The sequence below is a fragment of the Duganella caerulea genome (assembly GCF_040362985.1).
In the GTDB taxonomy this organism is placed as follows: Bacteria; Pseudomonadota; Gammaproteobacteria; order Burkholderiales; family Burkholderiaceae_D; genus Rugamonas; species Rugamonas vulcania.
The window spans coordinates 576,461-602,199 of sequence record NZ_BPWJ01000002.1; the positions used below are offsets into that span (position 1 = coordinate 576,461).

The 25,739-nt window shown below is 63.6% G+C and carries 32 protein-coding genes; 21 read left to right on the plus strand and 11 right to left on the minus strand.

Annotation, left to right across the window (positions count from 1 at the left end):
• Window positions 1-12: 12 nt before the first annotated feature.
• Genes ACUJB0_RS07395 through ispF form a run of 7 tightly spaced genes read left to right on the plus strand, consistent with a single transcriptional unit; the run spans window position 13 to window position 5,849 of the window.
• On the plus strand, window positions 13-1,518 hold the full coding sequence (locus ACUJB0_RS07395) for an NADH-quinone oxidoreductase subunit M (protein ID WP_444844652.1): 1,506 nt from the start codon (window positions 13-15) through the stop codon (window positions 1,516-1,518).
• Between the two features lie 16 nt (window positions 1,519-1,534).
• Window positions 1,535-3,040, plus strand: coding sequence for an NADH-quinone oxidoreductase subunit NuoN (gene nuoN, locus ACUJB0_RS07400; RefSeq protein ID WP_444844653.1), 1,506 nt, complete (start codon window positions 1,535-1,537; stop codon window positions 3,038-3,040).
• Entirely contained in the window at window positions 3,040-3,345 is a 306-nt protein-coding gene (locus ACUJB0_RS07405; RefSeq protein WP_444844654.1) for a DUF2818 family protein, read from the plus strand. The genes nuoN and ACUJB0_RS07405 overlap by 1 nt, the downstream gene beginning before the upstream one ends.
• A gap of 33 nt (window positions 3,346-3,378) precedes the next feature.
• Window positions 3,379-3,933: an NUDIX domain-containing protein gene (locus ACUJB0_RS07410; protein ID WP_444844655.1), complete on the plus strand. Its 555-nt coding sequence runs from the start codon at window positions 3,379-3,381 to the stop codon at window positions 3,931-3,933.
• Window positions 3,930-4,628 (plus strand): hypothetical protein, encoded by a 699-nt coding sequence (locus ACUJB0_RS07415; protein ID WP_444844656.1) that lies wholly within the window; start codon window positions 3,930-3,932, stop codon window positions 4,626-4,628. The genes ACUJB0_RS07410 and ACUJB0_RS07415 overlap by 4 nt, the downstream gene beginning before the upstream one ends.
• Window positions 4,629-4,633: 5 nt before the next feature.
• Window positions 4,634-5,347: a 2-C-methyl-D-erythritol 4-phosphate cytidylyltransferase gene (gene ispD / locus ACUJB0_RS07420; RefSeq protein ID WP_444844657.1), complete on the plus strand. Its 714-nt coding sequence runs from the start codon at window positions 4,634-4,636 to the stop codon at window positions 5,345-5,347.
• A gap of 13 nt (window positions 5,348-5,360) precedes the next feature.
• Window positions 5,361-5,849, plus strand: a complete 489-nt coding sequence (gene ispF, locus ACUJB0_RS07425; RefSeq protein WP_116988050.1) for a 2-C-methyl-D-erythritol 2,4-cyclodiphosphate synthase — start codon at window positions 5,361-5,363, stop codon at window positions 5,847-5,849.
• On the opposite strand, the gene ACUJB0_RS07430 is transcribed toward ispF, so the two are convergent.
• Entirely contained in the window at window positions 5,789-6,292 is a 504-nt protein-coding gene (locus tag ACUJB0_RS07430; RefSeq protein WP_444844658.1) for a DUF433 domain-containing protein, read from the minus strand. The two genes, ispF and ACUJB0_RS07430, sit on opposite strands and share 61 nt — an antisense overlap.
• The gene (locus ACUJB0_RS07435; protein WP_444844659.1) at window positions 6,216-6,515 is read right to left on the minus strand and encodes a BrnT family toxin; all 300 of its coding nucleotides are present in this window, start codon (window positions 6,513-6,515) and stop codon (window positions 6,216-6,218) included. The genes ACUJB0_RS07430 and ACUJB0_RS07435 overlap by 77 nt, the downstream gene beginning before the upstream one ends.
• Window positions 6,516-6,678: 163 nt before the next feature.
• Here ACUJB0_RS07435 and ACUJB0_RS07440 point away from each other — a divergent pair, with 163 nt between their 5' ends.
• Window positions 6,679-6,975: a hypothetical protein gene (locus tag ACUJB0_RS07440; protein WP_161082207.1), complete on the plus strand. Its 297-nt coding sequence runs from the start codon at window positions 6,679-6,681 to the stop codon at window positions 6,973-6,975.
• Here ACUJB0_RS07440 and ACUJB0_RS07445 read toward each other — a convergent pair whose 3' ends face one another.
• Window positions 6,976-8,211 (minus strand): MFS transporter, encoded by a 1,236-nt coding sequence (locus tag ACUJB0_RS07445; protein WP_444844660.1) that lies wholly within the window; start codon window positions 8,209-8,211, stop codon window positions 6,976-6,978.
• Between the two features lie 103 nt (window positions 8,212-8,314).
• Here ACUJB0_RS07445 and ACUJB0_RS07450 point away from each other — a divergent pair, with 103 nt between their 5' ends.
• On the plus strand, window positions 8,315-8,926 hold the full coding sequence (locus ACUJB0_RS07450; protein WP_444844661.1) for a TetR/AcrR family transcriptional regulator: 612 nt from the start codon (window positions 8,315-8,317) through the stop codon (window positions 8,924-8,926).
• 123 nt (window positions 8,927-9,049) lie between these two features.
• Window positions 9,050-9,658, plus strand: coding sequence for a choice-of-anchor C family protein (locus ACUJB0_RS07455; RefSeq protein ID WP_444844662.1), 609 nt, complete (start codon window positions 9,050-9,052; stop codon window positions 9,656-9,658).
• Window positions 9,659-9,798: 140 nt separating this feature from the next.
• On the opposite strand, the gene ACUJB0_RS07460 is transcribed toward ACUJB0_RS07455, so the two are convergent.
• A complete protein-coding gene (locus tag ACUJB0_RS07460) occupies window positions 9,799-10,272 on the minus strand; it encodes a cache domain-containing protein (protein WP_444844663.1) in 474 nt (157 codons plus the stop codon).
• 215 nt (window positions 10,273-10,487) lie between these two features.
• On the opposite strand from ACUJB0_RS07460, the gene ACUJB0_RS07465 reads away from it, so the two are divergent.
• On the plus strand, window positions 10,488-11,258 hold the full coding sequence (locus tag ACUJB0_RS07465) for a flagellar brake protein (protein WP_444844664.1): 771 nt from the start codon (window positions 10,488-10,490) through the stop codon (window positions 11,256-11,258).
• 21 nt (window positions 11,259-11,279) lie between these two features.
• Here ACUJB0_RS07465 and ACUJB0_RS07470 read toward each other — a convergent pair whose 3' ends face one another.
• From ACUJB0_RS07470 to ACUJB0_RS07485, 4 genes are all read right to left on the minus strand, one after another.
• Window positions 11,280-12,272, minus strand: a complete 993-nt coding sequence (locus ACUJB0_RS07470) for an FHA domain-containing protein (RefSeq protein WP_444844665.1) — start codon at window positions 12,270-12,272, stop codon at window positions 11,280-11,282.
• Complete coding sequence (locus tag ACUJB0_RS07475) at window positions 12,269-13,705, minus strand: S1 family peptidase (RefSeq protein ID WP_444844666.1); 1,437 nt, start codon at window positions 13,703-13,705, stop codon at window positions 12,269-12,271. The genes ACUJB0_RS07470 and ACUJB0_RS07475 overlap by 4 nt, the downstream gene beginning before the upstream one ends.
• Before the next feature lie 20 nt (window positions 13,706-13,725).
• Window positions 13,726-14,379 carry a GTP cyclohydrolase II gene (gene ribA / locus ACUJB0_RS07480; protein ID WP_161082200.1) on the minus strand — a complete coding sequence of 218 codons (654 nt, stop codon included), beginning with the start codon at window positions 14,377-14,379 and terminating at the stop codon, window positions 13,726-13,728.
• Window positions 14,380-14,513: 134 nt separating this feature from the next.
• Window positions 14,514-15,215 carry a pirin family protein gene (locus tag ACUJB0_RS07485; protein WP_444844667.1) on the minus strand — a complete coding sequence of 234 codons (702 nt, stop codon included), beginning with the start codon at window positions 15,213-15,215 and terminating at the stop codon, window positions 14,514-14,516.
• A gap of 141 nt (window positions 15,216-15,356) precedes the next feature.
• Between ACUJB0_RS07485 and ACUJB0_RS07490 the strand changes: the two genes are divergently transcribed.
• The 7 genes from ACUJB0_RS07490 to ACUJB0_RS07520 all read left to right on the plus strand — a co-directional run bounded on the left by ACUJB0_RS07490 (window position 15,357) and on the right by ACUJB0_RS07520 (window position 21,803).
• Window positions 15,357-16,301 (plus strand): LysR family transcriptional regulator, encoded by a 945-nt coding sequence (locus tag ACUJB0_RS07490; protein WP_444844668.1) that lies wholly within the window; start codon window positions 15,357-15,359, stop codon window positions 16,299-16,301.
• Window positions 16,302-16,368: 67 nt separating this feature from the next.
• Window positions 16,369-17,349, plus strand: coding sequence for an EAL and HDOD domain-containing protein (locus ACUJB0_RS07495; RefSeq protein WP_444844669.1), 981 nt, complete (start codon window positions 16,369-16,371; stop codon window positions 17,347-17,349).
• Window positions 17,342-19,504, plus strand: coding sequence for a putative bifunctional diguanylate cyclase/phosphodiesterase (locus ACUJB0_RS07500; RefSeq protein ID WP_444844670.1), 2,163 nt, complete (start codon window positions 17,342-17,344; stop codon window positions 19,502-19,504). The genes ACUJB0_RS07495 and ACUJB0_RS07500 overlap by 8 nt, the downstream gene beginning before the upstream one ends.
• 78 nt (window positions 19,505-19,582) lie before the next feature.
• Window positions 19,583-20,278: a glutathione S-transferase N-terminal domain-containing protein gene (locus tag ACUJB0_RS07505; RefSeq protein WP_444844671.1), complete on the plus strand. Its 696-nt coding sequence runs from the start codon at window positions 19,583-19,585 to the stop codon at window positions 20,276-20,278.
• Window positions 20,279-20,379: 101 nt separating this feature from the next.
• Window positions 20,380-20,961, plus strand: coding sequence for a BPSL1445 family SYLF domain-containing lipoprotein (locus tag ACUJB0_RS07510; RefSeq protein ID WP_444844672.1), 582 nt, complete (start codon window positions 20,380-20,382; stop codon window positions 20,959-20,961).
• A gap of 87 nt (window positions 20,962-21,048) precedes the next feature.
• Entirely contained in the window at window positions 21,049-21,414 is a 366-nt protein-coding gene (locus ACUJB0_RS07515) for a glutaredoxin (protein WP_444844673.1), read from the plus strand.
• A complete protein-coding gene (locus ACUJB0_RS07520; RefSeq protein WP_444844674.1) occupies window positions 21,414-21,803 on the plus strand; it encodes a PPC domain-containing DNA-binding protein in 390 nt (129 codons plus the stop codon). Before ACUJB0_RS07515 ends, ACUJB0_RS07520 begins: the two co-directional genes overlap by 1 nt.
• Here ACUJB0_RS07520 and ACUJB0_RS07525 read toward each other — a convergent pair.
• Together ACUJB0_RS07525 and ACUJB0_RS07530 are read right to left on the minus strand one after the other, a co-directional pair.
• Window positions 21,800-22,105: a protealysin inhibitor emfourin gene (locus tag ACUJB0_RS07525; protein ID WP_444844675.1), complete on the minus strand. Its 306-nt coding sequence runs from the start codon at window positions 22,103-22,105 to the stop codon at window positions 21,800-21,802. The genes ACUJB0_RS07520 and ACUJB0_RS07525 overlap by 4 nt on opposite strands.
• 10 nt (window positions 22,106-22,115) lie before the next feature.
• Window positions 22,116-23,138, minus strand: coding sequence for a M4 family metallopeptidase (locus tag ACUJB0_RS07530; RefSeq protein WP_444844676.1), 1,023 nt, complete (start codon window positions 23,136-23,138; stop codon window positions 22,116-22,118).
• Window positions 23,139-23,278: 140 nt separating this feature from the next.
• On the opposite strand from ACUJB0_RS07530, the gene ACUJB0_RS07535 reads away from it, so the two are divergent.
• Complete coding sequence (locus tag ACUJB0_RS07535) at window positions 23,279-23,719, plus strand: hypothetical protein (RefSeq protein ID WP_444844677.1); 441 nt, start codon at window positions 23,279-23,281, stop codon at window positions 23,717-23,719.
• A 21-nt stretch (window positions 23,720-23,740) separates the two neighbouring features.
• On the opposite strand, the gene ACUJB0_RS07540 is transcribed toward ACUJB0_RS07535, so the two are convergent.
• Window positions 23,741-23,995, minus strand: coding sequence for a DUF3820 family protein (locus ACUJB0_RS07540; protein WP_444844678.1), 255 nt, complete (start codon window positions 23,993-23,995; stop codon window positions 23,741-23,743).
• Between the two features lie 65 nt (window positions 23,996-24,060).
• On the opposite strand from ACUJB0_RS07540, the gene ACUJB0_RS07545 reads away from it, so the two are divergent.
• Window positions 24,061-24,402 (plus strand): hypothetical protein, encoded by a 342-nt coding sequence (locus tag ACUJB0_RS07545; protein ID WP_444844679.1) that lies wholly within the window; start codon window positions 24,061-24,063, stop codon window positions 24,400-24,402.
• Window positions 24,403-24,505: 103 nt separating this feature from the next.
• The gene (locus ACUJB0_RS07550) at window positions 24,506-25,717 is read left to right on the plus strand and encodes an MFS transporter (protein WP_444844680.1); all 1,212 of its coding nucleotides are present in this window, start codon (window positions 24,506-24,508) and stop codon (window positions 25,715-25,717) included.
• The last annotated feature ends 22 nt before the right edge of the window (window positions 25,718-25,739 follow it).

Below are 25,739 nucleotides of genomic sequence, written 5' to 3' on the forward strand. Positions count from 1 at the left end.
ATAACGATAACCATGATGCAGTCAACCATATCTACACTACCTCCGTACCTGAGCCTCGCGATCTGGCTCCCGATTATCTTCGGCCTGATCGTGCTGGCCGTGGGCCGTGACACCAACGCCGCGCTGGTGCGCGTTGGTTCGCTGATCGGCGCGATCGTCAGCTTCGTCGCGACCATCCCGCTGATCACCAACTTCAGCAACGCCGCGCATGGCATGCAGTTCGTTGAGAAGTCGCCGTGGATCGAGCGCTTCAACATCTACTACTCGCTGGGCATCGACGGCCTGTCGCTGTGGTTCGTGCCGCTGACCGCCTTCATCACCGTGATCGTCGTGATCTCGGCCTGGCAGGTGATCCAGAAGCGCGTCGCTCAATACATGGGCGCCTTCCTGATCCTGTCCGGCCTGATGATCGGCGTGTTCTGCGCCATGGACGGCCTGCTGTTCTACTTCTTCTTCGAGGCCACGCTGATCCCGATGTACATCATCATCGGTATCTGGGGCGGCGAGAACCGCGTGTACGCGTCGTTCAAGTTCTTCCTGTACACCTTCTTCGGCTCGCTGCTGACGCTGGTCGCCATCATCTACCTGTACAAGGCATCGGGCGGCAGCTTCGACATCCTGATGTGGCACAAGATCGCCCTGACGATGAAAGAGCAGATCTTCATCTTCATCGCCTTCTTCATGGCCTTCGCCGTTAAAGTGCCAATGTTCCCGGTCCACACCTGGCTGCCGGACGTCCACGTGGAAGCGCCGACCGGCGGTTCCGCCGTGCTGGCCGCGATCATGCTGAAGCTGGGCGCTTACGGTTTCCTGCGTTTCTCGCTGCCTATCGTGCCGGACGCCTCGCACTACATGGCGCCGTTCGTCATCACCCTGTCGCTGATCGCCGTAATCTACATCGGCCTGGTCGCGCTGGTGCAGAAGGACATGAAAAAGCTGGTCGCCTATTCGTCGATCGCGCACATGGGCTTCGTCACCCTGGGCTTCTTCATCTTCAATAACATCGGTATCCAGGGCGCGATCGCGCAAATGATCTCGCACGGCTTCATCTCCGGCGCGATGTTCCTGTGCATCGGCGTACTGTACGACCAGGCGCACTCGCGCCAGATCGCCGACTACGGTGGTGTCGTCAACAAGATGCCGAAGTTCGCCGCGCTGTTCATCTTCTTCTCGATGGCCAACTGCGGTCTGCCTGCGACTTCCGGCTTCGTCGGCGAGTTCATGGTGATCCTGGGCGCCACCCAGTTCAACTTCTGGATCGGCCTGCTGGCCGCGACCGCGCTGATCTTCGGCGCCGCGTACTCGCTGTGGATGGCCAAGCGCGTCATCTTCGGCAAGGTCGCCAACCACCATGTGGCGGAGTTGGTCGACATCAACGGCCGCGAATTCCTGATGCTGGGCATTCTGGCTGTCGCCGTGCTGTACATGGGCCTGTACCCAGCGCCATTCACCGACACGATGCAAACCTCGGTTGCAGACCTGCTGGCTCACGTTGCACACAGCAAGCTGCCTTACTGAAAACGGAAACACATAAATGACTACTCCACTTCCACAAGCGGTTATCAACATGGTACCGCTGTCCGCAGAAGTCGCTCTGCTGGTCGGCACCTGCGCGATCCTGTTGATCGATATGTTCCTGTCGCAGGGTAAGCGCTCGGTGACCTACGTGCTGTCGTTGCTGACGCTGCTGGTCTGCGGCGCCCTCAGCTACCACGACTACGCGGCCGGCACCACGGTCTACACCTTCAACGGCATGTTCGTCTCGGATCCGATGGCGAACCTGCTCAAGATGTTCACCTACCTGACCGTCGGCCTGACGCTGGTCTACTCGCGTCAATACGCGGACGACCGCGGCATGTTGAGCGGTAACCTGGGCGGCGAGTTCTACGTGCTGGCGCTGTTCTCCACGCTGGGCCAGATGGTGATGATCTCCGGCTCCAACTTCCTGACCGTGTACCTGGGCGTGGAACTGATGTCGCTGTCGCTGTACGCGCTGGTGGCGATCCGCCGCGACAACCACAAGGCCACCGAAGCCGCGATGAAGTACTTCATCCTGGGCGCGCTGGCATCCGGCTTCCTGCTGTACGGTATCTCGATGCTGTACGGCGCCACCGGCACGCTGGACATCGCCCACGTGGCGACCGCTGTTGCCGCCGGCACCATCAAGCCGACCATCCTGGTATTCGGCCTGGTGTTCCTGGTCGCCGGCCTGGCGTTCAAGCTGGGTGCCGTACCGTTCCACATGTGGGTACCGGACGTCTACGAAGGCTCGCCAACCGCAGTGACCCTGCTGCTGGGCGGCGCGCCGAAGATCGCCACCTTCGCGATCTGCATCCGCCTGCTGGTGGAAGGCCTGCTGCCGATGGCGTTCGACTGGCAGCAAATGCTGATGGTGCTGGCGGTTCTGTCGCTGGCCATCGGTAACCTGACCGCCATCGCCCAGACCAACCTGAAACGCATGCTGGCTTACTCCACCATCGCGCAGATGGGCTTCGTGCTGCTTGGCCTGCTGGCCGGCGTCGCGGGCACCACCGACCGCACCGGCGCCGCCGCTGCCTACAGTGGCGCCATGTACTACACCATCACCTACGTGCTGACCACCATCGGCAGCTTCGGCGTGCTGATGCTGCTGTCGCGCGCCGGTTTCGAAGCCGAGACGCTGAACGACTTCAAGGGCCTGAGCAAGCGTAGCGGCTGGTTCGCGGTGGTCATGTCGATCCTGCTGTTCTCGCTGGCCGGCGTGCCACCGATGATGGGCTTTGCCGCCAAGTTCTCGGTGCTGACCTCCGTGCTGGGCACCGGCCAGATCTGGCTGACCGTGCTGGCGGTGATGTTCTCGCTGATCGGCGCGTTCTACTACCTGCGCGTTGTGAAGATGATGTGGTTCGACGAGCCGGCCGATAACTCGCCGATCGTGGTCAAGGGCGACATGAGCTTCGCACTGAGCCTGAACGGCATCGCCATCATCGCCCTGGGCGTTCTGCCAGGCCCGCTGCTGGCGGCCTGCCTGAAAGCCATGACCCTGACGCTGAACACCTGATGGATGTTTCCGTCGCTAGCTGGTTGGTGATCGCCGTTGCACTGGTGGCCGCCAACCTGCCATTTTTCAACGACAAAGTATTCGCTCTGGTGGCCGCCAAGTGGCCCCGCAAGCCGCTGCTGGTGCGGCTGGCGGAAATGACGGTGCTGTACTTTGTCGTCGGCGCCATCGGCTTCGCCCTCGAAGCCAGGATCGGCAACCGCTTCCCGCAAACGTGGGAGTTTTACGCCATCGCCGCCTGCATCTTCATCGTGCTGGGCTTCCCTGGATTCATCGTCTGCTACCTGCGCAAGCGCCACGGCTGATACACTATCGTTCTTCAACGACGTGGAGCAGGCATGGACAAGCATCTGACAGAAACCCGTATCGACGGTGAATTGGTCTACAACGGCCACTTCCTCAAAGTCCAACGCGACACCATCGAACTCCCCGACGGCAAACACACGGCACGCGAATACGTGCTGCATCCGGGCGCCGTCGTCATCCTGCCGCTGCTGGACGACGGCACGGTGCTGATGGAGCGCCAATACCGCTATCCGCTGCATCAGGTGTTCATTGAATTCCCGGCCGGGAAAATCGACCACAACGAAGACCCGCTGGCCAGCGCCAAGCGCGAACTGGAAGAGGAAACGGGCTACACCGCCAGCGACTGGCAGTTCGTCAGCACCATCCACAACGCCATCGCGTATTCGGACGAGCACTTGGACCTGTACCTGGCGCGCGGCCTCAAGGCCGGCCCGCAGAAGCTGGACGAAGGCGAGTTCCTCGAAACCTTCACCGCCACCATCGACGAGCTGCTGCAGTGGGTGCGCGAAGGGAAAATCACCGACGTGAAAACCGTCATCGGCATCTTCTGGCTGGACAAGCTGCGCGCGGGCGACTGGAAGCTATGAAGTTCGTTGTCCTCGTTGGTCTGGGCCTGCTGGCCTGCGGCACGGCAAGCGCCGCCGCGCAGCGCACGCCGTTCCAGATCCGCTGCGAGGACACGATCGCGAAGACGGTCTCGGTGCTGTCGGCCAGGCAGAACGGCTACACCATCAACAACCAATTGCCGTACCGCGCGCTGACCGCGAAGTACGGCAGCATCGACGGCAAGATGGTGACGCTGGGCCTGACCGTGACCAACGGCCAGTATTCGGCGGAGCTGGGAGGCACGATTTTGCAGGACGCGGCCAGCGGCTACGAGTGCATCGCGCCGAAGGTGGAGTTGAAGCTGAATTATTCGCCGGTGCTGATCTATGTCGGCAACGAGTTCGCGCCGGGCACCTGCGCGTACAAGGCGATCCTGGAGCACGAGCAGCGGCACCTTCAGGCGTATATGGAAAACCTGGCGCGCGTGGAGCAGGTGGTGCGTGAGGCGCTGAACAAACGCTTCGAGGCCAAGCCGCTGTACGCGCCGTCCGGCACCGCGATGTCGGCGCTGGAGCACGAGATCAACGGCACCTGGTTCCCGTTCATCCGGGATGAATTCGAGAAGGGCAAGGCGAAGCAGGCGGCGATCGATACGCCGGAAGAATATGCCCGCTTGAGCAAGGCTTGCGATGGCGAGATCGCCGAGATCCTGCTGCGCCGCCGGAAAAATAACTGAGAACTATGACTGCATCCAAACACACACCGCGCTACTTTGCGTTGCTGCCCGCCGCCGGCGTCGGCGCGCGCATGGCGGCGGACGGACCCAAACAATACCTGACGGTCGGCGGCAAGCCGATGCTGCGCCATGCGGTGGACGCGTTCCGCGCCAGCGATCTGGTGTCGCACACCTACGTGGTGGTCAGCGCGGCCGACGGCCAGATCGACGGCGTGCTGCAGGCGGACCTGGACGGCGTGACGGTGCTGCGCTGCGGCGGCGCCACGCGCATGGACACGGTGCTCAACGCGCTGCGCGAGCTGCAGGGTGTGGTCGCCGGCGGCGACATGATCATGGTGCACGACGCCGCGCGTCCCGGACTGACGCCGGCCTTGATCGCCAGGTTGATCGACGGCGTGGGCGACGACCCGGCGGGCGGCCTGCTGGCGCTGCCGGTGGTGGACACGGTCAAGCGCGCGACGGGCGCGGTGCCGGTGGCCGCGACGACGGTGTCGCGCAACGGCCTGTGGCTGGCGCAGACGCCGCAGATGTTCAGCTACGAGCTGCTGCTGCGCGCCCTGGGCAGCGCGCCGGACGCCAACGCCATCACCGACGACGCCAGCGCGGTCGAGATGCTTGGCCTGTCACCGCGCCTGATCGAAGGCCATCCACGAAATTTGAAAGTCACGCTGCCGGCCGACATCCGCATCGCGGAAATGTACCTGGCCGCAGGCGAATAACACAGGATAGAAAATGACCAAACTCCCATTCCGCATCGGCCAGGGCTACGATTGCCACGCACTGGTGGAAGGCCGCAAGCTGATCATCGGCGGTGTCGACATCCCGCATCACGTGGGCCTGCTGGGGCACTCGGACGCCGACGTGCTGCTGCACGCGATCACCGATTCGATTCTCGGCGCCGCGGCGCTGGGCGACATCGGCAAGCACTTCCCGGATACCGATCCGCAGTTCAAGGGCGCCGATTCGCGCACCTTGCTGAAGGAGGCGGCGCGGCGCGTGGTGGCCACCGGCTACAGCATCGGCAACATCGACGCCACCATCATCGCGCAGCGGCCGAAGATGGCGCCGCACATCGCCAGCATGTGCGCCAACATCGCGGAGGATTTGGGCGTGGCCGTCGGCCAGGTCAACATCAAGGCCAAGACCAACGAGAAGCTGGGTTACCTGGGCAGGGAAGAGGGCATCGCGGCGGAGTCGATCGCCTTGCTGATCTCCTCGTAAAACAAGGTCGTCGCGCTATCCCGCACGCCGATGGCCATGTCGCGGGTAATTGAAGGATAGTCTGCCAAAAAGTCGTCCAGCGGCTTCCCCGTCAGCAGATAGTCGAACATGCGCTTGATGGGCACCTGAGTTCCTTTGAATACCGGCATTCCACCCAAGACCTCTGGCTCCATCTCCACCAGTGGCGTAATGGACTTCATAAACGCCAGCACTTCCGGGTCGATGGGATCTGTTGCCGATTTTCGTGGCGGAATAATTCTTCCATTGAATTTATGGACGGGCTCAGTAAAGTATCGCGGGTCGTATTCTGGGCAATCGTCGTCGAACTCGATCTCGTCGTCATGATTGGGCATGACGTTGATCCAGCTATCGGGACTCTCTAAGTAGGACAACTTCTTCTCGTCTACTGGCCTTTCTGAATGAGATGATTCGTATAACATCATTTTCCTCCGTATAAGTCACAGAAACAGGCTCACCCAGGAAGTAGCCAAGCGTGTTGAAGCGCCGCTCGGCGTACTGGAATCGAACGTCTTCGGTTGTGAACGAGTCGCGCTCAATCACATCCACTGCGTCCGCGAAATCGAGGCCGTGCTTGCGCAGGTTGCTCTGCCGCTTGGCTTCGTTCCAGATGTACCTAGTCATCTCAGTGTAGTGGCTTGAAGACATCCTTCAAGCGGCACTGAAAAATGCCAGGCCGCCAGGACATCGTTTCGATATCCTGTGCCAGGCATTCTCAACCGTCCTTCGATTGGATCAATAGTGCATCGCCGTGGAGGCGGCAAAAAGCCAATCTGCTACCATGGCGCTTTTTGACGGCAAAGGATGGACGATGGCGCGCGATATTTACGCTTATCGGCAAGTGGCGGTGCATTCGGTGGAACGCGCGGGCAGGGTGGCGATCCATCCGGTGCCTGGACAGGCCTTCTCGCCGGAGCTGCACGTGCAATGCTCGCGCCGCATGTGCGACGATTACCCGCTCGGCACCTGCTTCCTGCTGGATGCCAAACTGACCGACCGCCTCGGTGGTACGCCCTACCTGTACGCCTGGCACGGCGACGAAATCAAAGTGCTGTCAGCCAGCGAGACCAAGGCCTTCCTGGCTGAGTTCAAACGCGGCCGGATCTGATCAGTGCACGGCGTGCAGCTTGCCCAAGGGCTTGCCATCGTCCCGCGCCCACGCCGCGATCACGGCGGCCATCGCCAGCCCGAACAAGCCGCCCACCACCATCGCGCTCGACACGCCCAGATGGTCAACCGACACGCCGCCCACCAGCGCACCACTGGCCAATGAAATCTGCGCGGTAGAGACGAACACCGCGCCGCCGCTTTCCATCGCATGCGGCGCGGCCTTGAACATCCACGTCTGCACCGAGATCGGCATCATGCCGAAGGCCAGTCCCCAGATCACGATCAGCACCGTCGCGCCAACCGCGCCGGTGCCGAACAGCGGCATCGCCGCCGCCGACAGGCCCATGATCACGCCGGTGGCTATCAGCGAATTCTTGACGCTCTTCGCCACCGCCCAGCCGCCGATCAGATTGCCGACAAAACCAGCCGCCCCATAAATGAGCAGCAGCGCGCTGATGGCCTTCGCGCTGAGGCCGGCGGTCTGGCTCAGGAACGGCGTGACATAGGTGTAGGCCGCGAACTGGCCGATGAACACCAGCAGCGTCGCCAGCATGCCGAGCCGCGCCTTCTGCACGCGCAGCAGCGCCGGCAGCTGGCCGAAGGTCAGGGCTTGCGTGGTCGGCAGGCTCGGCATCAGCCACACCTGCGCCGCCAGCACCAGCACCGACAACGAACCCGCGGCGAAGAAGGCCATGCGCCAGCCCACCAGCTCACCGATCATGGCGCCGGCCGGCACGCCGGCCACCGTGCCCAGCGAGATGCCGGCAAAGATGATCGACGTGGCGCGCGCGGCCGAAGCCGGTACCAGCCGGTTGCCCAGCGCGCCGCCGATGGCCCAGAAACCGCCTACGCCGATGCCCAGCAGCGCGCGTCCGGCCAACACCAGCGGGAAGGTCGGCGACATGAAGACGATCAGGTTGGAGAGGATCAGCGTGGCGGTCAGGCCCCAGATGACGTAGCGGCGGTCGGTTTTGCCGACACCGATGGTGACCAGGATGGCGGCGAACGCGGCGACCAGTCCGGGAATGGTCACCAGCATGCCGGCGAGGCCCTCGGTCACGCCCAGCTCGGCGGCGATGGAGGGCAGCAGGCCGACCGGCAGGAATTCCGTGGTCACCAGCGCGAACGAGCCGACGGCGACCGACAGCACGGCCAGCCATGCGGAGCGGGTGGGTTTGGGGATGGGCAAGGGCGCGTCGTCGCGCGCTGCAGCCTGGGTATTGTGGTTTTTCATGTTTGATTATTCCTATGAACGGTAAAAAGGCTTGAGTTTTTTACTGATCGGTTCATAATGAACACCGCAAAGAACTTTGTCAATCAATTTTTAACCGAACGGTATGAAAGATACTTCCGCATCCGCACGCAAGAGCGGCCGCCCGCGCACGTTTGACGCGGAGACGGCGCTCGACAAGGCCATGAAAGTGTTCTGGGAAAAGGGCTACGAAGGCAGTTCGCTGCCGGAGCTGACCGAGGCGATGGGCATGAACCGGCCAAGCCTGTACGCCGTGTTCGGCAACAAGGAAAACCTGTTCCGCATGGCGCTGGAGCGTTACGGCGCCACCCACGATCCGCTGTTCAACGCGGCGCTGGCGCAGCCCACCGCGCGCGCCGTGGTCGAGCATTTTTTGCGCGGCAATGCCGACGCCCAGACCGAAGCGGAGAATCCGCATGGCTGCCTGGTGATCAACGGCGCGCTCGCCTGCAGCGACGATGCGTTGCCAATTCGCGACTCGCTGATCGAGCGCCGCGCCGCCAGCGAGGCCAAGCTGCGCGCGCGGCTGGAGCGCGCCAAGGTGGACGGCGACCTGCCGGCCGACAGCTGCTCGGGCCAGTTGGCGCGCTATGTGATGACGGTCTCGAACGGTATGGCGGTGCAGGCGGCTGCCGGCGCCACCCGCAAACAGCTGCAGGAAGTGGTGGACCAGGTGCTGCGCGGCTGGCCTTCTTAATCGCGCAGAAATGTTTCTGTAAAAATATATTCAGTAGCAAAATGAAATTTTAGTTGTGCTTTTGAAATTGATCGGTAAAATGGGTTCATCCCATCGACGTCCCATCTCTTTTGAAAGTCAGCCATGAAAATTCGCAAACTGATTCTGGCAGCAACCATCGCCGCAGCAAGTGTTTCGGGCGCCGCATCGGCCGCCAACCTGATCCAGAACGGTGACTTTGAAAACGTCACCGGCGTCAATCCAAACAACTTCGTCATGGTAGGCGCGGGTTCGAGCGCGATCGCCAACTGGACCGTCGGTGGCGTGTCGGTCGACGTGATTAACAACAGCTACAACTCGATCTCGGGCAGCAGCATCGACATGCTGGGCACGCCTGGTCCAGGCGTGCTGTCGCAATCATTCAACGCGGTCGCCGGCGCCACCTACACGCTGTCGTTCGACCTGACCCACAACCCGAACTCGCACGGCGCTGGCCTGGATGTGTTCGTTGGTGGCAACCACTACTCGTTTGAAGGCAGCACTCCTGTCACCAACTACAGCTTCAACTTCACCACCACAGGTGGCATGCAAGCGCTGGTGTTCAGCAGTGTCGGTGGCGACGGTTTCTCGGGCGCCGTGCTGGACAACGTGTCCGTCACCGCCGCCGTACCGGAGCCGGAAACCTACGCCATGCTGCTGGCAGGCCTGGGCCTGGTAGGCGTCATCGCCCGCCGCCGCAAAGCAGCCAAGTAAAAGACAGTACGTCAAAAAGCCCGCCAGCATGAGCGCGATGTTGAGCGCACAGGTTGGCGGGCTTTTTGACGTCTGGCGAATTACTTATGGTCGTTCAGACTTGACCTTGTGCACTGACGGTTCAATCGAAGAACATCCGGTCAGGGGTGTATGCCGACGCACACTATCGTGTTCGGTGCCCCTTGCTCACAATAGGATTTCTTGGGATCGTAGGTGGACGTCTTGATGTTGTTGAACTTGTAGGGACCGTACCAGCCCTTGCCCTTGCTCTTGACCATATCAATCATGCCCTTGATGAAAGGATTGCCATCGACATCCTTAATGATGAGCAAATTCTTGCCTACCATCTTGGGATTTGCCCCTTGTGCCAAACAGGTCCCGTCGAAGTCATATACAAATACATAAAGATCGCGGTCCTTGAATGCGCCGCCGGGATGTTCGGTGAATACCTTGTAGGCTTTCTCCGGTCCGGCGGATTTGATCAAGGCGACGGCCTGCTTGACCATGGCTTCGCCTTCCGGCGCACTGGCTTGGTCATTCTCCGCCAGGGCGCTTGCACATACAATAAATTGAACCGCGGTCAGCAGCGCAATAGACTTCCTGTTCTTACTCATGTTGCCCCCCCTGAAAAGGTTTATGCCGTTACCAATGGCAAGACTATGCCTGATTATGCTCTCATTTCAGACTCGCACAAGAGTCTCCTCCTCTCCTCAAGGCAGGCCACTTTCCAGATTATAAAAAGGTTGCTTAAGGGAAAAACTCGGACTATGATGAAGTTATACACAGACCTAAATAATGTCTAACGTTGTCATAAACATAGGTGAGCGCCATGTCACTCAGTGAACCTGCTGTCCACTCGATCCGTCGAGGACCGCCGCGCCCGCAAGACGCGATGAGCCCTATCCCGGCCTCCGCCAACTCCTTTGAAATGACGGGCGAGGACGATATCGGCGATACGTTGACCCTTCTGGCTGAAACCGGCGACGCGATTTCGATGTACGTACCGGGCAATCGCGAGCCTGTGCTTGGCCGCATTCTGTCGGTCGATCCCGAGCAGCCGCACTTCGTGATGGAGCTGAACGAGGGCTCGGTCCTGGCGCCTGGCAAAGTCACCTTCGTCACCTGGCTGACCTCCGCGAAGCTGCAGTTCCGCCTGTCCAGCGAGGAGTGGACCTCGGTTCCCGGCAGCCCGCATCTGATTCCCATGGTGTTCCCCGAAACCTGCGCCGTGCTGAACCGGCGCGCCTCGGAGCGCGTGGAAACGCCGCTGGCGGCCACCTTCAGTGCGTCGTTCGAGTTAAACGGTAAGTTCTATGAGTTGCCCATCTACGATTTTTCCCTGGGCGGGATCGGCCTGCGCTGCACGAAGAACGCTGTGAAGGGTTTGCTCAAAGGCCGCAAGCTGTTGAATGTGCAGCTGGAACTGGAATCGGAATCCGTCATCGTCCCGGAAATGGAGGTGCGCGTCACGCGCTCCTACAAATCCTTCCTGCTGGGCGAGCAACTCCATATCGGCTGCATGTTCCTCAATCCGCCACCGGAGGTGGAGGCCGATATCAAAACCCTGCTGGCCCACATCCACAACATCCCGCAGGACTAGCGTCCCGCGGGCTATCGGCGCTTATTCGGCGCCGTCGTCGTCGTCCTCGGTTTCCGGCGTGCCGTCCTTGACTGCGTGAACGCGGGCGGCGTCGGCGGCGATCTTCAGTTTGGCCGCATCCCCCATGAATTGATCGACGCTGTGGTCCGGGCTATGCCGCACTTCCGGCGGCAGCAGCACCGACATGTACAGCTCGTCGGCGGCGCGTCCCGTTCCCTGCAGATTGGTCATCAACATCAGCGCGGCGCCGCCCATCAGCATCACCCAGCTGCTGATGGCGAAACGTCGCGGATGATGGGGCTTGATGGTGACCAGGTGGAAGAACAGCATGCCGCAGGCGATCGCCAGCGTGACCAGGTTGCCGTAGCGGGTGAAGGCCTCGGCCGACCACGCATACGCCAGCACCGAGCTGACCACCTTCCACACGCCGACCACGGCCAGCGCGCTGCCCAGTATGAACAGGTGCCGCCCCAGCCGTGCATGGACGCCGAACAGGCGATTGGCCAGCGCCCACAAGCCGCTCCACACCAGGCCGGCGGCCAGGCTGGTGGCCAGCACCTGCAGGTAGCGGATCAGCGCGAACGGTTCGACGTCGGACAGCCAGGTTTCCAGGCAGGTGAAGATGGCGATCAGCGCCAGGCCGATGGTGGCCGGCGCCGCGCCTTCCCAGCCGTGCATGGTGGTGTCGGCGCGTTCGTCGGCGACCGGGAAGTCGGCCGCGCGCACGCGCAGGCGCGTGTGGCCGAGGCGCACCATGGTGTCGCCGTCCAGCACCATGCTGGTCTGGCGCTTGCCGTTGAGGTAGCTGCCGTTCTTGCTGCCGAGGTCGCGCAGCACCAGCCGGCCTTGCTCGTCGGCGTCGACGACGGCGTGGGCGGCGGCGCTGTGGGCGTCGTCGAGGATGACGTCGTTATCGTAGCTGCGGCCCAGGCGGATCGGCAGCGCATCCACCTTGTGACGGTGCAGCACGTCGCCGTTGCGGGCCAGGATCTCGATGAAGTAGGGAGCTTTCATCGCGCGCCTCCCTTGGCCGCCGCAGCGGGCTTCTCGGGCTTTTTGGCCACCACCGGCGCCAGGCCGATCGAGTCGATGAACACGCGCGACAGGCGCAAGCCGTTTTCATACGAGACGCCGCGCGCGTCGAGCCGGCTTTGCAAACTCATCAAGCCCTGGTCGGTGGACGCGGTCAGCAGCGCGAAGTCGTACAGGCCGGCGAACTTGCGGTAGGCGCGCACGCACAGCACGGCGCGCAGCGGCACGTCCTTGTTCTTGACGAAGTCCTCGGTGCATTGCGGGCCGGTCAGGCGGGTGTCCTTGTTGGTGCCGAAGTGCTCGTTCTTGAACGAGGCGCTGGCCAGTTGCGCGAAGCGCAGCTTGCCCAGTCCGGTGCTGCGCAGGTACTGGTGGCGGATGCTCAGCTGTCCCGTCTGCAGCGAGCCGCTGACGAAGATGGCCGACTCCATCGCGCAACTGGCGTCGTCCACCGTGAACGGCTTGTCGGCCTTGACGTTGGAGCGCCCCCAGCAGCGCATCTGCTCGGACTCGCGCACGGGCACCTGATACGGGCCCATCGGTTTCAGGCTCAACGGGCTGGCCAGCAGCTGGTCGACCATGGCGCGCTGGTGGGTCAGCAGCTGTGCGGCGACCACGGCGGTGAAATCGGCTGGCGCCTTTTTCTGCTGCTCCACGCGCTTGAGCAGGTCTTGCGCGTAACGGGCCGGCACCAGGAAGCTGACCAACTCGCCGTCGAGGCGCTTGGAGACGTTGACGCCGGCCACCGCGCCGTCCACCGTCACGCTGGGGCCGCCGCTCATGCCGGAGTTGATCGGGCCGGTGAACATCAGCTGGTCGTAGAAGCTGCGCGCGATCACGCCGTTGTAGGCGCCTTCGGAGATGGCGAAGCCCAGGTCGAGCGGATTGCCCAGCGAGTACAGGTACTGGCCCTGCGTCAGCTTGGCCAACTGTTCGGGGATCTTGAAGAAGCCGGTGCCGTTGCGGCTCACGCGCAGCACGGCCAGGTCGTGCAGCACGTCCACCGCTAGCAGCTCGACGTTGCCGCGCTGGCCGCTGGTGTCGACCCATTCGCCGACGTAGGTGTCGGGATCGAGCGCGAACTGCGAGACCACGTGGTAGTTGGTGACCACCAGGTTGCTGGTTCCGATCAAGAAGCCGGAGCCGACCGACGATTGCGTGCGGCCGCTCTTGAGCAGCGAGCGCACTTGCAGGATGTCGTTTTTCGCGGAAGCGTACAGATGCTGGGCCGAGCTGGAGGGCTGCGGCAGCGGGGTGGCGTCGGCGTTGTCGGCGGCGGGCGCCGAGGCCTTGGCCGGGGACTGCGCGGCGGCCAGCTGTGGCGGCGTGGCCGGTGTGGCGGCGGCCGGAGCGGCCAGCGCGGTGGCGCCGGCGCAGCTCAGGGCGATGGAGACAGCAAGCTTGTTAAATTTCATGCAATCCTTAAAAATCAACCTTACAGCGCGCCATCCTCCACCGGAGCCGGGGTCAGCGGCGTCATCATGTGGCCCAGCTTGGCGGCCTTGGTATTCAGGTAGTGCTGGTTGAAGGCGTTGCGGTTGACCAGCAGCGGAACGCGCTCGGCCACCTCGATGCCCAGTTTGGTCATGGCATCGATCTTACGCGGATTATTGGTCATCAGGCGTAAGCTTTTGACGCCGAACTGCGCCAGCATCGGCTGCACCAGGCCGTAGGTGCGCTGGTCGGGCTTGAAGCCCAGCTGTTCGTTGGCCTGCACCGTGTCGGCGCCTGCTTCCTGCAGGCGGTAGGCGCGGATCTTGTTGACCAGGCCGATGCCACGGCCTTCCTGGCGCAGGTACAGCAGCACACCGCGGCCCTCGGCGGCGATGCGCTTGAGCGCGCCTTCGAGCTGGGCGCCGCAATCGCAGCGCTGCGAGAACAGCACGTCGCCGGTCAGGCACTCGGAGTGGACGCGCGCCAGCACCGGCTCGCCATTGCCGATATCGCCCAGCACCATCGCCAGGTGTTCCTTGCCGGTGGCCTTTTCGACAAAGGCGTGCAGCGTGAACTGGGCCCAGGGGGTCGGCAGGGCGCAGGAAGTCATGTAATCCAGTTCGTCGGTTGCCGGGGTTGCTGCGCTCTGCGACATAGCTATGCTCTTCAATTGATTGATATTCAGGTAAAAAAGGCGCGCCGGGCTGTTCGAACAGACCCGGCGCGCCCTTCATGATACCAAAACTGGCGGAAAGTTTTTTTAGGCCGGCCTCTAGCCTAAGTGGGAACCTAAGCGGGGAGGTCGAACACCAGCACTTCCGCCTCGTAGGCGTCCTGCAGCGTGACCTGCGATTCCGCCGTGATCTTCAGCGCGTCGCCGTCTTTCAGCGGTGTGCCGTTGACCGTCACATCGCCGCGGATCACGTGGACGTAGGCGATGCGTCCTTCATCCAGCTCATGCTTCAGGTGGTCGCCGGCCCCCATGATGGTGGCGTAGATCGCCGCATTCTGGTGGATCAGCACCGAGCCGTCGCGGCCGTCGTTGGAGGCGATCAGGCGCAGCCGGCCCTGTTTGCTTTCCGGCGTGAAGTGCTTTTCCTCGTAGCTGGGCGGGATGCCGGTCTGGTTGGGCTGGATCCAGATCTGCAGGAAATGCACCTGTTCGCTTGGCGAATGGTTAAACTCGCTGTGCCGCACGCCGTTGCCGGCGCTCATGCGCTGGACGTCGCCGTAGTGCAGCACCGAGCCGGTACCCATGCTGTCCTTGTGCTCCAGCGCGCCGCTCAGCACGTAGGAGATGATTTCCATGTCGCGGTGGCCGTGGGTGCCGAAACCCTGGCCGCCCAGCACCTGGTCTTCATTGATCACCAGCAGGGGACCGAAACCGGTGTGTTTCGGATCGTGATAGCTGCCGAACGAGAAGGTATGGCGGGATTGCAGCCAGCCGTGGTTGGCGACGCCGCGTTCTTCACTTCTACGAATTTGTAACATGGTAGGCTCCGTTTCTTTTTAGTTAATGTGCGATAATTTTGAAAGGTGTTTCGCTATCGCTGCATCCATGAATCACAGTATATTCCTCCGGTTCTGAATAAAAAAACGGAAAATTTACCTCTTTACTATCGAAAAAATCGAATGCTTAGACTCAGCCTGGAAGCCCTGCAAATCGTTGACGCCATCGACCGCCGTGGATCGTTCTCGGCCGCCGGCAAGGAACTGCACCGCGTGCCCTCGACCATCTCCTACACCGTCAGCAAGCTGGAGGACGACCTCGGCGTGCAGGTGTTCGAGCGTATCGGCCCGCGCGTGGAGCTGACGGCGGCCGGCGCCGAGCTGCTCAAGGAGGGACGCTACCTGCTCAAGGCCGCGCAGGACCTGGAGCACCGCGTGCGCCGGGTCGCGTCCGGCTGGGAGACCGAGCTGGCGGTCGGCATGGATTCGATGTTCTCGGCCAGCGTGTTCCGCGAGGATGTCCACGCCTTCTACCAGGTCGCCCAGCAGACCCGGCTGCGGCTGGTGCGGGAAGCGCTGTCAGGCGCCTGGGAGGCGCTGCTGGACCGCCGCGCCGACCTGCTGGTGGGCGTGGCCGGCGATGGTCCGGCCGGCGGCGGCTACGTGTCCCAGCCGATCGGCAAGATCGGCTTCGTGTTCGCGGTGGCGCCGTCGCATCCGCTGGCCTCGGTCGAAGGCAGGCTGGACCGCGTTCAACTGCAGCGGCACCGCGCCGTCAGCGTGGCCGACTCGGCCCGCCAGATGGCGCCGCGCACGGTCGGCCTGGTGCTGGGCCAGGACACGCTGACCGTGCCCGACATGCAGACCAAGTTCCAGTACCAGCTCGACGGCATGGGCTTCGGCTTCCTGCCCGAGCCGTGCGCACGCGCCGCCATCGCCGCCGGCCTGCTGGTGGAAAAGCAGGTCGAGGAACCCAAGCCGGCCGAGACCTTCCACCTGGCCTGGCGCAGCGGCGAGCGCGGCGCGGCGCTGCAATGGTGGCTGGACCGCATGAAGCAGCCGGGACTGTTCGAGCGGCTGCTGGGCCATTTGCCCCATCGTTTGATATTGCCCGGTTCGCTTCCATAATGTTGGCCGACGCCAATAATTTCGGAGTACCATAGCGGGATCATCGATTGCTCTTGCTGGACACCCCATGACCGCCTCGACCGCCATGCCGCCCGTGTTTTTGCATCCCCTGGCCGATCGCAACGGCGTGCCCTCGGCGTTGCTGCTCGACGCCGGCGGCTTGCAGGCCGATGCGGTGCCGGCCGGCGCGCTGCAGGAGCTTGCTTCCGGCAGCATGAGTTGCTACTACCGCGCCGGCCAAGCCGAGGCCGTCAATCATTTGCTGGACGAGGCCGGCTGGCAGCCGCTGCCCGCCGACAAGGTCCACCACAGCGACGCCGCACTGGCCGCCGAGCTGCCCGCCGGCGCCAACTGGATCGAAGGCGACTGGTTCCTGGCGCCGCCGCCCAAGCCGGTGGGCAGCCAGGCCGCCTCGCGCGCGCTGGCGCTCAAGCTGGTGCAGCTGGTCTCGGCCGACGCCGACACCCATGAAATCGAAGCGCTGCTGCGCCAGGACCCGACCCTGTCCTACCACCTGCTGCGGCTGGTGAACTCGCTGGGCATGGGCACCGGCCGGCGCGTCACCAGTTTTTCGCAGGCCATCCTGATCCTGGGCCGCTCGCAGCTGCGGCGCTGGCTCAACCTGATGCTGTTCTCGTCGCGCGAGGCCGACCAGCGCTCGGCCATGCTGCTGGCGCGCGTCTCGGTGCGGGCGCGGGCGATGGAGCTGCTGGCCAAGGCCGCCGGCCACGACAAGCCGCACCAGGAGCAGGCCTTCATGGCCGGCATGTTCTCGCTGCTGGGCGTGCTGTTCGGCATGCCGTTGGCCGAGGTGCTGAAGCCGCTGACCATCAGCGAAGCCGTGCAGCAGGCGCTGCTGGCGCGCGAGGGCGAGCTGGGCCAGCTGCTCGACGTGGTCGAGGCCGCCGAGCACGATGACATGGCGGCGCTGACCCAGGGCCTGCAGGCGTTGCAGATCGACGGATCCAGCTTCAACCAGATCCAGGCCGAGGCGTATTTGTGGATGCAGGGCGTGGCGGCGGGCAAGGCGGGCAATCCCCATGCGTGACGCGATCGAGCTGTGCCTTGCGCTGAGCCGCCAGGCCCGCGGCGAGTCGGGCGAGGCGCTGGCGGCCACGCTGGCGCGGCTGGACGTGGCGCTGGCCGAGGCGCATGCCGGCCTGCCCGAGCCCGCTGCGGAAACGGCCGACGCCGTGCTGGAACTGGACCTGGCCGGCTACGTGACCGCCTGGAGCGAGGGCGCCCGCCAGATGTTCGGCTACACCACCGAGGAGGCGCTGGGCCGGCACGTGCTGTTCCTGTACGCCGAGGGCGACGACGACGGCAACATCGCCGAGCTGTTCTTCGAGCACGACGGCAATCCCGCCGGCGGCGCCCACACCGAGGTGCGGCGGCGCAGGAAGGACGGCGAGCTGATCTGGGTGAACCTGCACCTGCTGCTGCGCCACGACGAGGCCGGCGAGCCGGTCGGCATGCTGGTCAAGCTGTCCAATGCGGACCAGACGCTGTCGGCGGCGGACAAGGTCAACCTGCACGCGCGCATCATCGAGGACAGCGACCAGGGCGTGCTGATCACCGACGCCCACGAGCGCATCGTGTCGATCAATTCCTCGTTCACCCGCATCACCGGCTACACGCCGGAGGAGTCGATCGGCAAGACGCCCGACCTGCTGCGCTCGGGCGTGCACGACGCCGAGTTCCGCGCCAAGGTGCGCTCGGCCATGCAGGGGCAGGGCCCGTGGCGCGGCGAGATCATCGGCAAGCGCAAGAACGGCGAGCTGTTCCCGCAGTCGGTGACCATCAGCGTGGTGCGCGACGCGCACGGCAAGATCAGCCACACCTTCTCGCTGTTCTCCGACATCAGTGTGCACAAGGACGCCGAGGCGCGCATGCAGCGCATGGCCAACTACGATCCGCTGACCGGCCTGCCCAACCTGTGCCTGCTCAACCAGCTGGTCAGCCAGGCGCTGACCGAGACCAAGCGCTCGCAGGAGCACGGCGCCTTGCTGGTGATCGAGATCGCCCGCATCGGCGCCATCAGCGACACGCTGGGCCACGACATCGGCAACGGCCTGCTGTGCGAGATCGGCAGGCTGTTCCGGCTGGCGCTGCGAGAGGCCGACGTGCTGGCGCGGCTGGACGGCCACAAGTTCGCGGTGGCGCTGCTGCACGTGGAAAAGCGCGAACATGCCGCCATCGTCGCGCAAAAGCTGCTGGCCACACTGGCCGCGCCCATCGTGATCGCCGGCCACAGCCTGCAGGTGGGCGGCCACATCGGCATCACCGTCTACACCGAGGACGGCACCGACGTCCCGACCCTGATCCGCTACGCCGACGTGGCGATGAACAAGGCGGCGCAAAGCATCGAATCGGCCTTCCTGTTCTACAGCGAGGAAATGAACCAGCGCGCCAAGGAACACCTGCGCATCGAGAGCGAGCTGCGCCAGGCGCTCGGCAACAACGAGCTGCTGCTGTACTACCAGCCCAAGGTCAGCCTGCGCAGCGGCCGCATCGTCGGCGCCGAGGCGCTGCTGCGCTGGCGCCATCCGGTGCGCGGGCTGGTGTCGCCGGGCGTGTTCATCCCGGTGGCGGAAGAGACCGGCCTGATCCTCGAGCTCGGCAGCTGGGTGCTGGAGGAAGCCTGCCGCCAGGTGCGCGAATGGAAGGACGCCAACCTGATCATGCCGCCGATCGCGGTCAACCTGTCGGCGCGGCAGTTCGACAGCCAGCTGCCCAAGCGCATGGCGGCGGTGCTGGAGCGGCACGGCGTGCAGCCCGACCAGATCAACCTGGAGATCACCGAGAGCCTGCTGATGCGCGGCACCGACAACGTGATCGCCATCATGAACGAGCTGGTGGCGATGGGCATGGCGCTGGCGCTGGACGACTTCGGTACCGGTTACTCCAGCCTGGCCTACCTGAAGAAATTCCCGATCAGCACCCTGAAGATCGACCGCTCCTTCGTCGTCGGCCTGCCGTACGAGGAGAACGATTGCGCCATCGCGCGCGCCATCGTCACCATGGCGCAGCAGCTGCGCCAGGAGATCGTGGCCGAAGGCGTGGAGACCGCCGAGCAGATGAGCTTCCTGCGCGAGCTGGGCTGCGACCAGCTGCAGGGCTATCTGTTCAGCCAGCCCATTCCGGCCGCCGAGTTCGCCGGCATGCTGCGCGAAGGCAAACGCCTGGCCTTCGGCGGACGCTGATGCGCGGCCCGATTGGCCTCCTGAAAAATCCCGCGATTGGCATCCCGCCAACGCGCCGTTCGCAAGCACAATGAAACCATGATAGATCTCTACTACGCCGCCACCCCCAACGGCTTAAAAATGACCATGTACCTGGAAGAGGCCGGTATCGACTACCGCCTGATCCGCGTGAACATCGGCAAGGGTGAACAGTTTGCGCCGGAATACCTGCGCATTTCTCCGAACAACAAGATCCCGGCGCTGGTCGACCACGCGCCGGCCGACGGCGGGCCGCCGCTGAGCATGTTCGAGTCCGCCGCCATGCTGCAATACCTGGCCGACAAAAGCGGCTTCGGCTTGCCGCGTGACCCGCGCGCGCGGCTGGTGGCCTTGCAATGGCTGACCTGGCAGGTGGCCGGGCTGGGGCCGATGGCGGGGCAGATCGGCCACTTCAACATCTACGCGCCGGAGACGGTGCCGTACGCCATCGACCGCTACACCCGCGAGACGCACCGCCTGTACGGCGTGCTGGACAAGCAGCTGCAAGGCCGCGAGTTCATCGCCGGCGAGTTCTCGATCGCCGACATCGCCTGCTATCCGTGGATCGTGCCGCATGAAAGCCACGGGCAGACGCTGTCCGATTTCCCCGACCTGCAACGCTGGTTCGAAGCGATCCGCGCGCGGCCGGCCACGGTCAAGGCCTACATCGGCGTGGAGAACGTCTACGCCCGCAAGGACCGCGTCATCTCGGACGAAGAGCGCGCCATCCTGTTCGGGCAAGGCCGCCGCGTTTGATACGGCTGGGACAAAGCACGAATCTCCGGAAAATGACAGAATAGGGGAAGCCATAGCAATTATGGCAACCTGCCGCTCTATTATCTTTTACGGAGACTTCCATGCAAAAACGTACTTTTCTGCTTCGTAGCACCGCAGCGTTGATGTTTGCCGGACTGGCGCTGGGCGGTTGCACCACCACCACCACCGCCGGCAAGGCCGATTCGGCCGCCGTCCGCACCGAGATCGAACAAGGCTCCTACTCGACGCTGGAGCGCCTGTATTCCGAAGTGAAGGGCTCGCGCGAGCTGGTGCGCAAATCGGCCGGCGTGCTGGTGTTCCCGCGTGTGCTGGCGGCCGGCCTGGTGGTGGGCGGCGAGTATGGCAAGGGCGTGCTGCGCACCGGCGGCCAGTCGGTTGATTATTACAGCGTGGCCTCGGTGTCGGTCGGCTTCCAGGCCGGCGCGCAATCGAAGGCCGTGGTGCTGCTGTTCATGACCCGCGAGGCGCTGGATAAATTCCGCAACAGCAAAGGCTGGACGGCCGGCGTCGACGGCTCGGTGGCGTTGCTGAAGGTGGGCGCCAACGGCGAGCTCGACACCACCACCGCCAACAATCCGGTGCAGGCGCTGGTGCTGACCAACGCCGGCCTGATGGCCAACCTGAACCTCGAAGGCACCAAGATCACCAAGCTCAACTTGTGATCGGCCGGCGGCCGGCGCGGAAAAGGCTTTGCCGCCGCGCCGGTTGCGGCTACTCTTACGCTCATCTGTCACCTATGAGGAATATCGATGAGCCGTAACATCCTGGACGAAGCCCACATCCACCCGGCCGTGCGCGAGCAGGTCAGCAACTATCACCGCGACCTGGTGGCCGAGGTGCAGGCCGCCGTGGCCGCCAACACGGTGGTGGTGGTCGGCATGGGCCTCAATCCTTTCCCGCGCAAGGCCCGCAAGATCCTTGACGGCTTGGGCACGCCATACCACTACCTCAGCTATGGCAGCTACCTGGGCGGCTGGCGTCCGCGCACGGCGTTGAAGATGTGGACCGGCTGGCCGACCTTCCCGATGATTTTTGTGAAAGGCACGCTGATCGGCGGCGCCAACGATCTGCAAAAGCTGGTCGACCAGGGTGAATTCGCGCGCATGGTGGCCTGATGCAAACGCTGGCGCTGCGCCTCGATCCGGGCGACGACCTGCGCGCGGCGCTGGTGGCGGCCCTGCTGGCCAGCGGCCAGGCGGCCGGCTATGTGTTGCAGGGCATCGGCAGCCTGAGCGTGGCGCAGCTGCGTTATGCCGGCCAGCCGCAGCCGGACACGCTGCGCGGCGACCTGGAAATCCTGACGCTGGCCGGATCGCTCTCGGCCGACGGCGCGCATCTGCACATGTCGGTGTCGGACGCGCAGGGGCGGGTGCTGGGCGGCCATGTGTGCGCGGGCTGCGTGGTGCGCACCACGGCCGAACTGCTGCTGGCGCTGCTGCCCGGCCAGCGCTTCACGCGCGAGCTGGACCCGCGCACCGGCTATCCCGAGCTGACGATCAGCTAGTCGGGATCGACTTCGTGGAGCTTGTCGGTCAGCTCCTTGAGCGGCCCTGGCGCCGCGTCCAGGTGGTAGTGGACCTGGTGCTCCTGCTGGCCCTGGTCCACCTTGAGGTCATACTGAAAATCCGACGAGCGCGGCGCATCCTTGACCAGCTTCTCCGGCAGCGCGAAGAAGTCGCAGGCAGACAGCAACTGCTGAAACTCGTTCGCCCGGTCCGGCGGCAGCTGCGCCAGATCGACCGTGCGCGTCTGCGCGCCGGCCGGTCCGGTGAAACCGCCGGTGCATCGCAACGTTAAACGTGTCATACCATTTCTCCTAAACGACGCCGACCACTTTCCACGCCGCCTGCACCGCATGCTGCTCGGGCGAATCCGCACCGTACAGCAACACCGCCGCCTGCGAGGTGGCCTTGGCCATGTCGGAAAAGCTGGCGTTCGGCGTCAGCAAACCCAGCGCCTTGTACCAGACCGGTCCGGCCTTGTCCCATGAATTGCCCTTGAGCGCGATGGCCGCCGCGTAAAAGGCATGGTTGGGGATGCCTGAATTGGTGTGGACATCGCCTCCCTCCACGTATCCTGCCATGGTTTTCGGTTGATCGTCCCCCGACCACGTCAATTCTTTGTTACCCGGATCGGCCATCGAGCGCAGCGCCTTGCCGACGCCGGGCGCCAGGATGCCCGCGCCGATCAGCCAGTCGGCCTGCTCGGCGCTCTGCTTGAGCTTCCACTGCTTGATGATGCTGCCGAACACATCGGAGATCGATTCGTTGAGCGCGCCGCTCTGGTTCTCATAGATCAGGCCGCCTGGGACGGCGTGCTGGGTGACGCCGTGGGTCAGCTCGTGGGCGATGACGTCGAGCGCGCCGGTAAAGCCAAGGAACAGTTTGCCGTCGCCGTCGCCGTAGACCATCTGCTGGCCGTTCCAGAAGGCGTTGTTGAACTTGTTCTGGTAGTGGACGGTCGAGTCGATGCGCAAGCCCTTGTTGTCGATGGAGTTGCGCTTGAGGACTTCGCGGTAGAAGTCGTAGGTGATGCCGGCGCCGTCATAGGCCTGGTTGACGGCGGCATCGGCCACCGCCACGCCGCCCTCGGTACGCATCAGCTTGCCGGGCAGGGTGGTCTTGTGGTTGGCGTCGTAGACCGTGCGGCGTTTCTCGCCGACGGCCGCCACGCCCGTCGCGACCGGCGAGATCGAACGCTGGCCGCGCAGGTAGGCGGAGGTTTCGCACTGGTCCAGCAGCAGACAGCGGTCCGCGTGCGAGGTGGCGGAGTCGGCCAGCTTGCGCAGCATGCTGGGAGGGATAATGAAGCAGGTGCAGCTGTGGGCCTGGGTTGCCATGACGTTCTCCTTCACTGATGCAATAGTGTCTTCTTTATACACGGATTCGCAATTTCGGTACGTCACGATTGCCTCTGCAAGCAGCTGGGGCGTTGTGGAAATGATATGCTTTTATATCTACTGACGCTCGGGAGACTATTTTGGCATCCATTACCTTTTCAGCTTACGCAGGCGTGTTCGACTTCAAGCGGGTGGACCCGGAGACGGGCGAGGAGGGCGTGTTCGTTGAAGACGCGGCCATCCTCAAAACCTTGGACGGACTTGTCTATGACGAGGAAGTTTTCTCAGATTACTTGCTGGACGGAGAAAGCACCCGCGAGCTGGAGGACGCGGGCATCAGTGGCGGCAGCCTTGCATTCAGCTTCGACAGCGCATCGGGCAGGCTGGTCGGCCGCACCGAGTACCAGCTTGAGCGGGCGCTGAACCCGGACCAGATCGCGCTGCTGAAGGACTACACCATCGGCCAGTGGAGCGACGGCATAGGCTCCAACTTCTTCCAGGAGCGCATGCGGCATGGCCTGGCGCCGCAATTGCTCGTGATGGATGAAAGCGCGGTACAAGTTGAGCAGCGAGCCCACTGACGGCAATATCAACCATATTGTTTATACGGATTTCCCGGCCGGCTGGTGTGGACGGAACCGACAGCTGGCCTGGCGCAACGGGTCGAGCAGGCTGCGCAGGTCGTTGTGGTCGAGCTCGTACATCAGCGCGATCAGGCCGCCCAGTTCGCCTGAAGGAAAACCCTCGCGCGCGAACCAGCCCAGGTAGTGGCCGGGCAGGTCGGCGATGACGCGGCCTTTGTATTTACCGTAAGGCATTTCACGCGTGAGCAGCAAGGCAAGTTTTTCGGAATTCATCGTGGAGGGGCGGTACAATCGGGTTGCTATTTTAACTATCTTAACTCTGGCCGAAAAGGACTGTCATGACATTCAAATCCGTTTTGCTTCTTTGCGCGCTGGCCGCGCCCATGATAGCGCAAGCCGATCCGCAGCCTATCCCCGCTGCCAAGCGCGCCTACATCGGCGACTGGAAGGGCAAGGACATGGAGCTCAACATCGAGGCAAGCGGCAAGCTGCACTACAAGCGCAACCAGCCGGGAAAGAACATCGACCTCAACGTCGATATCCTTGATTTCAATGGCGACAACTTCGATGCGGGTGTCGGCATCCTGCGCAGCACCTTTGTCGTCACCCAGCCGCCGCACCTGCAGGACAAAAAGATGAAGATGACCGTGGACGGTGTCGAGCTGATCAAGGGTGAATGATGATTGTTGCTTTCGCGGAAAATATCATTACCACTTTCGTGTCTTTTTCTCAGTAAAGAAAATCCCGATACTGCATGACATTAACTTTTCAGGAGTAAATGTCATGCCTATTGCCTTGCTGGCGCTGACCATCAGCGCGTTTGCCATCGGGACCACCGAGTTTGTCATCGTCGGCCTGTTGCCGACCATCGCCGCCGATCTGGGCGTGAACCTGCCGTCGGCCGGCCTGCTGGTCAGCCTGTATGCGCTGGGCGTGGCCGTCGGCGCGCCGGTGCTGACCGCGCTCACCGGCAAGGTGCCGCGCAAGACGCTGCTGGTGTCGCTGATGGTGCTGTTCACCCTCGGCAATCTGCTGGCGTGGCAGGCGCCCGGCTACGAATCGCTGGTGGCCGCGCGCATCCTCACCGGCCTGGCGCATGGCGTGTTCTTCTCGATCGGCTCGACCATCGCCACCTCGCTGGTGCCAAAGGAGAAGGCCGCCAGCGCGATCGCCATCATGTTCACCGGCCTGACCGTGGCGCTGGTGACCGGCGTGCCGCTGGGTACCTTCATCGGCCAGCACTTCGGCTGGCGCGAGACCTTCCTGGCCGTGTCCGCGTTGGGTGTGCTGGCCTTTGTCGGCAGCCTGTTGTTCGTGCCGTCGACTATCAAGCACAGCAAGCCCGCCTCGCTGCTGCAACAGGTGAAGGTTCTGGGCGAGCCGCGCCTGCTGCTGGTGTACGCGATCACCGCGCTCGGCTATGGCGGCTCGTTCACGGCCTTCACCTACCTGGCGCCGATCCTGCAGGACATCACCGGCTTCAGCGCCAGCACGGTCGGCCTGGTGATGCTGGTGTACGGTGTCTCCGTCGCTGTGGGTAATATCTGGGGCGGCAGGCTGGCCGACCGGCGCGGCCCGGTCGGCGCGCTGAAGATCATCTTCCTCGGCCTGGCCGCCGTGCTGTTCGTGCTGAGCTTTGCGGCGCCGTACAAATGGCTGGTGCTGGCGACCGTGCTGCTGTGGGGCGCGGTGGCCTTCGGTAACGTCGCCGGCCTGCAAGTGTACGTGGTGCGGCAGGCCGAGCACTTCACGCCGCGCGCCGTGGATGTGGCCTCGGGCCTGAACATCGCCGCCTTCAACGTCGGCATTGCCGGTGGCGCCTGGGGCGGCGGTTTGATCGTCGAACATCTCGGCCTGGTGCATACCGGCTGGGCCGGCGGCCTGGTGGTGCTCGGTGCCTTGGGCCTGACCGCGCTCAGCGGCCGCCTGGACCGCCTGAACCCGCGTCCCGCCAGCGTGGGCGGCGAGAAGTCCATCCACGCCGTCGCCCACTAAAACAGGGGCCGGCCGCGCAGCG